This is a genomic window from Arthrobacter sp. SO5 (assembly GCF_020532805.1).
GTDB lineage: Bacteria > Actinomycetota > Actinomycetes > Actinomycetales > Micrococcaceae > Arthrobacter.
Genome location: NZ_MQTQ01000066.1, coordinates 1 through 7729, shown reverse-complemented (window position 1 = coordinate 7729; position 7729 = coordinate 1). Strand labels below are relative to the sequence as shown.

General features: G+C 67.3%; 7 protein-coding genes and 2 pseudogenes. 5 read left to right on the top strand and 4 right to left on the bottom strand.

Annotated elements, in window-relative coordinates; translation table 11 throughout:
* Together BJG92_RS12575 and BJG92_RS12570 are read right to left on the bottom strand one after the other, a co-directional pair.
* A pseudogene (locus BJG92_RS12575) lies at nt 1–321 on the bottom strand (DUF349 domain-containing protein); the annotation flags it as partial.
* A gap of 61 nt (nt 322–382) precedes the next feature.
* Nucleotides 383–1183: a peptidylprolyl isomerase gene (locus tag BJG92_RS12570; protein ID WP_232084346.1), complete on the bottom strand. Its 801-nt coding sequence runs from the start codon at nt 1181–1183 to the stop codon at nt 383–385.
* Nucleotides 1184–1454: 271 nt separating this feature from the next.
* Between BJG92_RS12570 and hisS the strand changes: the two genes are divergently transcribed.
* The 3 genes from hisS to BJG92_RS12555 all read left to right on the top strand — a co-directional run bounded on the left by hisS (nt 1455) and on the right by BJG92_RS12555 (nt 5000).
* The gene (gene hisS / locus BJG92_RS12565) at nt 1455–2807 is read left to right on the top strand and encodes a histidine--tRNA ligase (protein ID WP_232084345.1); all 1353 of its coding nucleotides are present in this window, start codon (nt 1455–1457) and stop codon (nt 2805–2807) included.
* A gap of 125 nt (nt 2808–2932) precedes the next feature.
* Nucleotides 2933–4729 carry an aspartate--tRNA ligase gene (gene aspS, locus BJG92_RS12560; protein ID WP_232084344.1) on the top strand — a complete coding sequence of 599 codons (1797 nt, stop codon included), beginning with the start codon at nt 2933–2935 and terminating at the stop codon, nt 4727–4729.
* Between the two features lie 106 nt (nt 4730–4835).
* Nucleotides 4836–5000 (top strand): hypothetical protein, encoded by a 165-nt coding sequence (locus BJG92_RS12555; protein ID WP_374199793.1) that lies wholly within the window; start codon nt 4836–4838, stop codon nt 4998–5000.
* Here the strand turns inward: BJG92_RS12555 and BJG92_RS12550 are convergent.
* Complete coding sequence (locus BJG92_RS12550) at nt 4997–5653, bottom strand: class I SAM-dependent methyltransferase (protein ID WP_232084343.1); 657 nt, start codon at nt 5651–5653, stop codon at nt 4997–4999. The two genes, BJG92_RS12555 and BJG92_RS12550, sit on opposite strands and share 4 nt — an antisense overlap.
* A 9-nt stretch (nt 5654–5662) precedes the next feature.
* On the bottom strand, nt 5663–6259 hold the full coding sequence (locus BJG92_RS12545; RefSeq protein WP_232084342.1) for an AAA family ATPase: 597 nt from the start codon (nt 6257–6259) through the stop codon (nt 5663–5665).
* A 217-nt stretch (nt 6260–6476) separates the two neighbouring features.
* Between BJG92_RS12545 and BJG92_RS12540 the strand changes: the two genes are divergently transcribed.
* Together BJG92_RS12540 and BJG92_RS12535 are read left to right on the top strand one after the other, a co-directional pair.
* Nucleotides 6477–6965: a GNAT family N-acetyltransferase gene (locus tag BJG92_RS12540; protein WP_232084341.1), complete on the top strand. Its 489-nt coding sequence runs from the start codon at nt 6477–6479 to the stop codon at nt 6963–6965.
* Between the two features lie 158 nt (nt 6966–7123).
* Nucleotides 7124–7729 (top strand): annotated as a pseudogene (locus tag BJG92_RS12535) (endonuclease); the annotation flags it as partial.

Sequence of the window (7729 nt, the reverse complement as noted above, 5' to 3'; positions counted from 1 at the left end):
GGGGGCCGCTTCCTGGGCGGGCGCCTCGGGGGCCGCTTCCTGGGCGGGCGCCTCGGGGGCCGCTTCCTGGGCAGGCGCCTCAGGGGCGGCGTCCTGGGCAGGCGCCTCGGGGGCGGCGTCCGCCGCCGGCTCCGCTGCGGCTTCCTGGGCAGGCGCTTCCTGGGCGGGCGCTTCCTGGGCGGGCGCTTCCTGCGCCGGCTCGGTTGCCGTCACCGGGTTCGTGGGAGTGTCTGTCGACTGTGCTGTCACCGTTGCCTCAGCTTCGGTCTCGTTGGCAGCTGCTGCTGACACTGTTTCGTCGGATTTCTGACTGTCTGTCACCGCTAGAAGTCTTTCGCTTGGAGGGAAATACCGGGGCCGAGGCCACGAGGGCACCGGCTGGTTACTTCAGAGAGAACGAGTCTATCGTGACTGGTTCCGCGGGTGCGCCGTCCCCGGCCTTACCGCCCGGCTTCAGGCCCGCAGCCGCGATCTTACTGACCACGTCCAGCCCGGATGTCACCTTGCCCACCACGGTGTACCCGCCGGCGGCGTCTGCCGGGATGGTGGTGTCCTTGTAGACAATGAAGAACTGCGTGCCGTTGCCAAAGGCGTTTCCGCCCGTGCGCGCGACGGCGATGGTTCCGGCCGGGTAGTTGTTGTCCGCCGGCGTGTTTTCCAGCGGTCCCCAGGTGAAGGCCGCGTCACTGCTTCCGTCGCCGGACTTGGAGCCGCACTGCAGCACCCCGAAGGCGTCGGCGGTGGTCAGCCGGTGGCAGCTGAGGCCGGCGTAGAAGTTCTGGTCCGCGAGGGACTTGAAGACGGCAGCCGCCTGCGGGGCCTTCGTGCCATCCAGCTCGATGCCGAGCGCCCCGCTGTTGAGCTTGAGCTCGCCGGTGAAGGTCTTGCCGGCCGCGGCCTCGGGCTTGGGAATGTTCTCGCCGTTGCTGGGCGTGGCCGACGGCGTGGCGGACGGGGTGGCCAGGGCGGCTTCGGCAGCCTTGGTTTCGTCCTCGGTGGGATTCGAGGAGAACACCGTCAGCTGGAGGATGAGGGCGGCCACAATGGCGAGCGTGCCCGCGCCGGCGGCGAGGACGTTGTCGCGCTTGCGGCGTTTGTCCTGTTCCGTGCGCAGCTCCCGCTTGGCCTCCATTTGCTGGACGCGGCGCTTGGCCTCGCGGGCGTTCCGTGAACTGGCCGGCAAGAGTCCTCCTGGTTCTAGGGCTGACGATCTAGGGCTGATGCCGGAACGGGCCGGGGCGCCGTCGCGGTTCAGCTGTCACACTGCCGGCAATCCTGCCGTGCCCGGACGCATTAGAGATGCAGGCGCCGAAAGCATAAACTGACTGCCGCACACAGTTTATGCATGTCTGGCCGGTCTGCCGCCCATTTGTTCCCCGTTTCGGTCAGCCTGTTTCGGGACAGTCCGGGGCGAAATGGTCCCGGCCGGCGTTACCTGAGGAGAAAATTCCACCATGGCACGCACCGCCTCCCTGTCCGGATTCCCCGAGTGGCTTCCCGAGGAGCGGCTGGTGGAGCTGCATGTGCTGGACACCCTGCGCCGGATCTTCGAGCTCCACGGCTTCTCCTCCATTGAAACCCGTGCCGTGGAAACCGTCGGGCAGCTGCTGCGCAAGGGCGAGATCGACAAAGAGGTTTACGGCTTGAGCCGGCTCCAGGACGACGAAGGCGAAGCCGGGAACGCCGGCACAGCCAAGGGGGATCCGCATGCCCTCGCCCTGCACTTTGACCTGACAGTGCCGTTCGCCCGCTATGTGGTGGAGAACGCCGGGTACCTGGCGTTCCCGTTCCGCCGCTACCAGATCCAGAAGGTCTGGCGCGGCGAGCGTCCGCAGGAGGGCCGTGCGCGGGAGTTCACCCAGGCGGACATCGACGTCGTGGGCGACGGCGAACTGCCGTTCCGCTACGACGTCGAGATTGCGCTCGTCATCGCCGAGGCACTCAACGCACTGCCCATCCCGGATTTCCTGCTCCGGATCAACAACCGAAAACTGGCCGAAGGCTTCTACAACGGCATCGGCCTCACGGACACCGCGGGCGTGCTGCGCAGCATCGACAAGCTTGAGAAGATCGGCGCGGTGAAGGTTGCCGAACTGCTCAAGTCCGAGCTCGGCGCCACCGAGGAGCAGGCGCAGGCCGCGCTCAAGCTCGCCTCGATCCGCACCGAGGACACTTCCTTCGTGGAGCAGGTCCGCGCCCTGGGGGTGAGCAACGAACTGCTCGAGGAAGGCCTGAACGAACTGGAGCAGGTCATCGCAGCGGCTGTGCAGCGGGCCCCGGGAAAGGTCGTGGCGGACCTCAGCATCGCCCGCGGCCTGGACTACTACACGGGCACGGTAGTGGAAACCGTCCTGGTGGGCCACGAACAGCTCGGCTCCATCTGCTCCGGCGGACGCTACGACGCGCTGGCCAGCAAGGGCAGCCGCAAGTTTCCCGGCGTCGGGCTCTCGATTGGCGTGACCCGGCTGGTGTCCAGGATCCTCAGCCAGGAGCTTGCCAAGGCCACGCGCTCGGTGCCCACCGCGGTGCTGGTGGCGCTCACCAACGACGACAGCTGGGGTGCCGCGCAGGACGTGGCGGCACAGCTGCGCAGCCGTGGCATCGCCACCGAGGTTGCTGCGAAGGCAGAGAAGTTCGGCAAGCAGATCAAGTTCGCTGACCGGCGCGGCATTCCCTTCGTCTGGTTTACCGACGAGGAGGGCAAGCACCAGGTCAAGGACATCCGTTCCGGCGAGCAGGTCGACGCCGATCCTGCCGGCTGGGCCCCCTCCGCGGAGGACCTGCGCGTCCGCGTTCTCAAGGCCTGAGCCGGCCGGCCGCCCGGCATGGCGGCTGCGCCGCCGGCAACGGGTAAACTCGGACGGGATCGTTCCCGTAGCGATCCAGGAACATGAGTTCTGTTTTCTCTCTGTCTTCTTCAGAAAGGCGTGCTGTGCTGCGCACACATGACCTCGGATCGCTTCGCTCCGAGCACATTGGACAAACCGTAACCCTCGCCGGCTGGGTCGGCCGGCGTCGTGATCACGGTGGTGTCGCCTTCGTTGACCTCCGTGACGCTTCCGGCGTCGCCCAGGTGGTCGTCCGTGAAGAAGAGGTCTTCCACGGGCTGCGCAACGAGTACGTCCTGCAGGTCACCGGTACCGTCTCCCGGCGCCCCGAGGGCAATGAGAACCCGGCGCTGGCCACCGGCGAGATCGAGGTCATGGCCGAGAAGGTCACCATCCTCAACACCTCCGAACCGCTGCCGTTCCAGATCGACGAGCACGTTGAAGTGGGCGAGGAAGCCCGCCTCAAGCACCGCTACCTGGACCTGCGCCGCCCCGGCCCCGCCCGCAACCTGCGCCTGCGCTCGGAGGCAAACCGCGTTGCCCGCGAACTGCTCCACGCGGACGGCTTTGTCGAGATCGAAACGCCGACGCTGACGCGTTCGACGCCGGAAGGCGCCCGCGACTTCGTGGTCCCGGCCCGCCTGGCTCCCGGTTCCTGGTACGCGCTTCCGCAGTCCCCGCAGCTGTTCAAGCAGCTCCTGCAGGTGGGCGGTTTTGAGAAGTACTACCAGATCGCCCGCTGCTACCGCGATGAGGACTTCCGCGCGGACCGCCAGCCGGAGTTCACCCAGCTCGACATCGAAGCCAGCTTCGTGGAGCAGGACGACATCATCCGTCTCGGCGAGAACATCGTCAAGGCACTCTGGAAGCTGATCGACGTCGAGATCCCGACGCCGATCCAGCGCATCACCTACCACGACGCCATGGCCCGCTACGGCTCGGACAAGCCGGACCTGCGCTTCGGCCTGGAACTCACCGAGCTCACCGAGTTCTTCAAGGACACCAACTTCGGCGTCTTCAAGGCACCCTACGTCGGCGCCGTCGTCATGCCCGGCGGTGCCTCCCAGGCCCGCCGCGCCCTCGACGCGTGGCAGGAATGGGCCAAGCAGCGCGGCGCCAAGGGCCTGGCCTACGTCCTGTTCAAGGAAGACGGCGAACTCACCGGTCCCGTGGCCAAGAACCTGACCGACACCGAGCGTGCCGGCCTGGCCGACGCCGTGGGGGCCAAGCCGGGCGACTGCATCTTCTTCGCCGCCGGTGAGAAGACCCCGTCCCGGGCCCTGCTGGGTGCCGCCCGCGTGGAGATCGGCCACCGCACCGGCCTGATCAACCCGAGCGACTGGGCCTTCTGCTGGGTGGTTGACGCGCCGATGTTCGAGCCCGCCGCCGCCGCCGTCGCGTCCGGTGACGTCGCCGTCGGAGCCGGGAAGTGGACTGCCGTACACCACGCGTTCACCTCGCCCAAGCCCGAGTTCATGGACAGCTTCGACAAGGATCCCGAGTCCGCCCTGTCCTATGCCTACGACATTGTCTGCAACGGCAACGAAATCGGCGGCGGCTCCATCCGTATCCACCAGAGCGACGTCCAGGAGCGGGTCTTTGACCTCATGGGCCTGGACAAGGAAGACGCCCAGACCAAGTTCGGATTCCTGCTCGAGGGCTTCAAGTTCGGCGCGCCTCCCCACGGCGGCATCGCGTTCGGCTGGGACCGCGTGGTTGCACTGATGGCAGGTGTCGAGTCCATCCGCGACGTCATTGCGTTCCCGAAGTCCGGCGGCGGCTTCGACCCGCTGACCCAGGCCCCCGCTCCGATCACGTCGCAGCAGCGCAAGGAAGCCGGCGTGGACTTCAAGCCGGAGGCCAAGAAGGCCGCGGCACCGGCGGCAGACGACGCCAAGTAGCCCGGTGTGACAATCAGCAAAGGCTCTCCGGGAATCCGGGGGGCCTTTGCTGTCGGAGCATCTGCTGCCTCGAGCTACTGTCAGGCGTGGTGGGCGGAGGAGACACATGGCACGGGATTCGACGCCCGGGATTGAGGCGTTGATGGATGCCGCGTGGCCTGCCGCGGAGCGGGAGGAGTCCGGCGGCCGGGTGCTCCGCGCCGACTCCGGTGTGACCCTGCGGGCCAACTCGGTCTGGCCGCGCGAACCCGGCGGCGACGCTGAGAATTAGGCGACCTTGGCCGGACGGTGGGCGAGAAGAACGGCCTGGGGCGTCTTTTCCTGCGGACGAGCCTGGCGTGTCATCTGGGCGATCACGCTGAAGCCGGCGTCCGCCAGGTGTTCGGCGATGATCTCCGGTGTAAAGAGGTAGGACACCATCGACACGTCGTGCCCGTAGGCGCGGGAGAGATGCCGGTGGCCCTCGCCGATCTGGAAGCTGAGCAGTGCGTGGCCCCCGGGCGCCAAGACGCGGAAGAATTCGGCAAACACCCGGGGGAGATCCGTCGGCGGCGAATGGATAATCGAGTACCAGGCGAAGACCCCGCCCAACTGCTGGTCCCCGTAGGGAAGCTCCGACAGCCCGGCCACCTCAAAGCTGAGCTCCGGCGAGGTCCCGCGGGCCACGTCAATCATCCCGGCGGACACATCAATCCCCGATACGTCCACTCCCTGGGACGCCAGCAGCCGGGTCATGCGCCCAGTCCCGCACCCGGCATCGACTACCGCTTGCGCGATCGCCCCGGTCACATGGGTGACGAACGCTTCGATCATGCCGTGGTCCGTCGGCGCTTCGAAGCCGGCATCCGGCAGTAAGCGCGCGTAGCTTTCCGCAACGGCGTCATACGTTGAGCGGACACTGTCAAGGCGATCATCGGTATTCATCCGGACAGGCTACCGGGCTCCTCGGCAGTCACGTGCGAACGCGCTGACCGCGCCGGCCAGCGGCCCGGCCAGCCAGGCCTCGGCTTCCTGCTGCGAACGCAACCGCACGATGGTGAGGTGCGGGTAGGCATGGATGAGGCCGGGTACTGCCGAGTGGTATTTTCGCCGGGACCTGATGGCCCAGAGCACGATGTGTTCACGATCGGTGAGGACTGTCCAAAGCGGCGCTTCGATGTTGCCGTTCCACAGCTCTTCACGGCTGATTCGGCGGCGGATGGTGCGCCGGAGGAGTCGGGGGAGCGTGACGCGCACAAACGGCAGGTCGAGCCAGACCAACACATCGGCGCTCCCCGCGAGCAGCGGCCGAGCGGCGTCGTACTGCCATTCGGTGGTCCACGAGCCGGTCCTGACCATCGAGTGCACGTCGGCGAGGAACTCCGGTCGTGGCGTCCACGCCGGTCCGTGGAAGATCGCGTCGATCTCTGTGTGCGGACCCCCCGTAATGGCGGCGATTCGCCGGGCGAGCGTTGTCTTGCCGACACCCGATACCCCTGCCACGAGCACGCGCCTCGGGGGATAGGGCAGCGGGTCTTTGTGGGAAAGCATGGTTAGAGCTTAGGCAAAGGACTTCTATTCCAAGATCCTGGAAGGAGCATCTTCGCTGGAAGCTCTGCGTCCAGGACTGCGACATCACTACCCCCGCCTGGCCGATGCCGCACGTATTAGTGTTCTCCGGTTCCATTTTCAAGAGCCTCCGAGCTAGGTCGCGGCGCCACGCAGCCAATGGTCGCGCCCATCGATTGTGGGTCGATATAGTTGCGGCATGCCCGAGCTGATCGCACCTGCCGGACGGCTGCACGCGTCCTGGCTCGAGGCGCGTGCCGAGTGGGGTCCCGGCGTTCATGAGGACGGTTTCGGGCTGCTGCCGACGGACGACGCCGATTCGCCAGCCGGGTTCGCTGCCTGGGCGGAGCGCCTGGCCGGCGAGCAGCGCTGTACGTACCGCTGGATTGTTGATGGCGACCAAGTGCTCGGCGGGATCGCGCTGCGTCACGAGGGCCATGAGTTTGTGCCGTGGGCCGGGCACATAGGCTACGGAATACGGCCGGCCGCGCGGCGGCGCGGACTGGCGACCTGGGCTCTGGGGTGCATGGTCCGCGAGGCGCGGTTACGCGGCATGGAACGCGTGCTGGTTGTCTGCGAGGCTGAAAACCTCGCCTCGGCGAAAACTATTGAACGCCAGGGCGCCGTCCTCGAGGATGACGCCGGGAACCGCCATGTGCTGCGTTACTGGATCAGGACCGATCGATAGCAGGATCTCCGACGCCCAATGCCCACCCGCTGGAGTGTCGGCGAGGGTTCCCATCAACGCTCGGCGAGATTGGCCGTGCCGTAAGCCTCCTGGACGTCGTCACGATGCTGCACCGCCAATGGCGTCAAATTGTCAGAGGTGCCCACTAGTTTGGGGGTATGGAAAGCACGGACTGGAGTGAGGAGGGCATGGAGGCCCTGGCGGCTGTCGCGGCGTTGACTGCGGCGCTGGATTCCTTCACCGGCTGCGGCGCTGATCACATTGGTCCGACCGCCTCCGGCGCGGACCATATTGGTTCCCGGGCTGAACCGTTCTGGGACGATCCGTTGCGGGATTTGGCGGATGCCTGTTTGGATGGGCTTGCCGGGGTGGCCCGGCTGGAGGCCGGGGTGGCGGCGTTGAAGGTGCGGCTGGCTGCGGAGTACGTGCAGGCCACCGCGGCGTTGGCGTCCCCGGCGGCGTCTCCGCAGGAATGCACCGTCCGGGAGATGGCGGTGGTGGCCGAGGTCGCGTGTGTCCTGACGGTGAGCGAACGGACCGCCGGTGCCCTCCTGTCCGACTCCCAGACATTGACGACGGCGCTGCCGCTGACCCTGGCGGCCCTGCAGGCCGGGACGGTCTCGTGGCAGCACGCCCGGATCATGGTCGACGAAACAACCGGCCTGGATGCGGCCGGGGCGGCCGCGCTCGAGGCGCACTTCCTGGACCCGGCCGCACCCGACCCGGCCCGGGGGTGCCCGGCCGGGGAACTGGTGCCCGGCCGG

Coding starts and splice junctions, on each gene's coding strand:
- hisS (WP_232084345.1), top strand. CDS start 1,455: ATGGCACGCACCGCCTCCCTGTCCGGATTCCCCGAGTGGCTTCCCGAG.
- BJG92_RS12555 (WP_374199793.1), top strand. CDS start 4,836: ATGGCACGGGATTCGACGCCCGGGATTGAGGCGTTGATGGATGCCGCG.
- BJG92_RS12550 (WP_232084343.1), bottom strand. CDS start 5,653: ATGAATACCGATGATCGCCTTGACAGTGTCCGCTCAACGTATGACGCC.
- BJG92_RS12545 (WP_232084342.1), bottom strand. CDS start 6,259: ATGCTTTCCCACAAAGACCCGCTGCCCTATCCCCCGAGGCGCGTGCTC.
- BJG92_RS12540 (WP_232084341.1), top strand. CDS start 6,477: ATGCCCGAGCTGATCGCACCTGCCGGACGGCTGCACGCGTCCTGGCTC.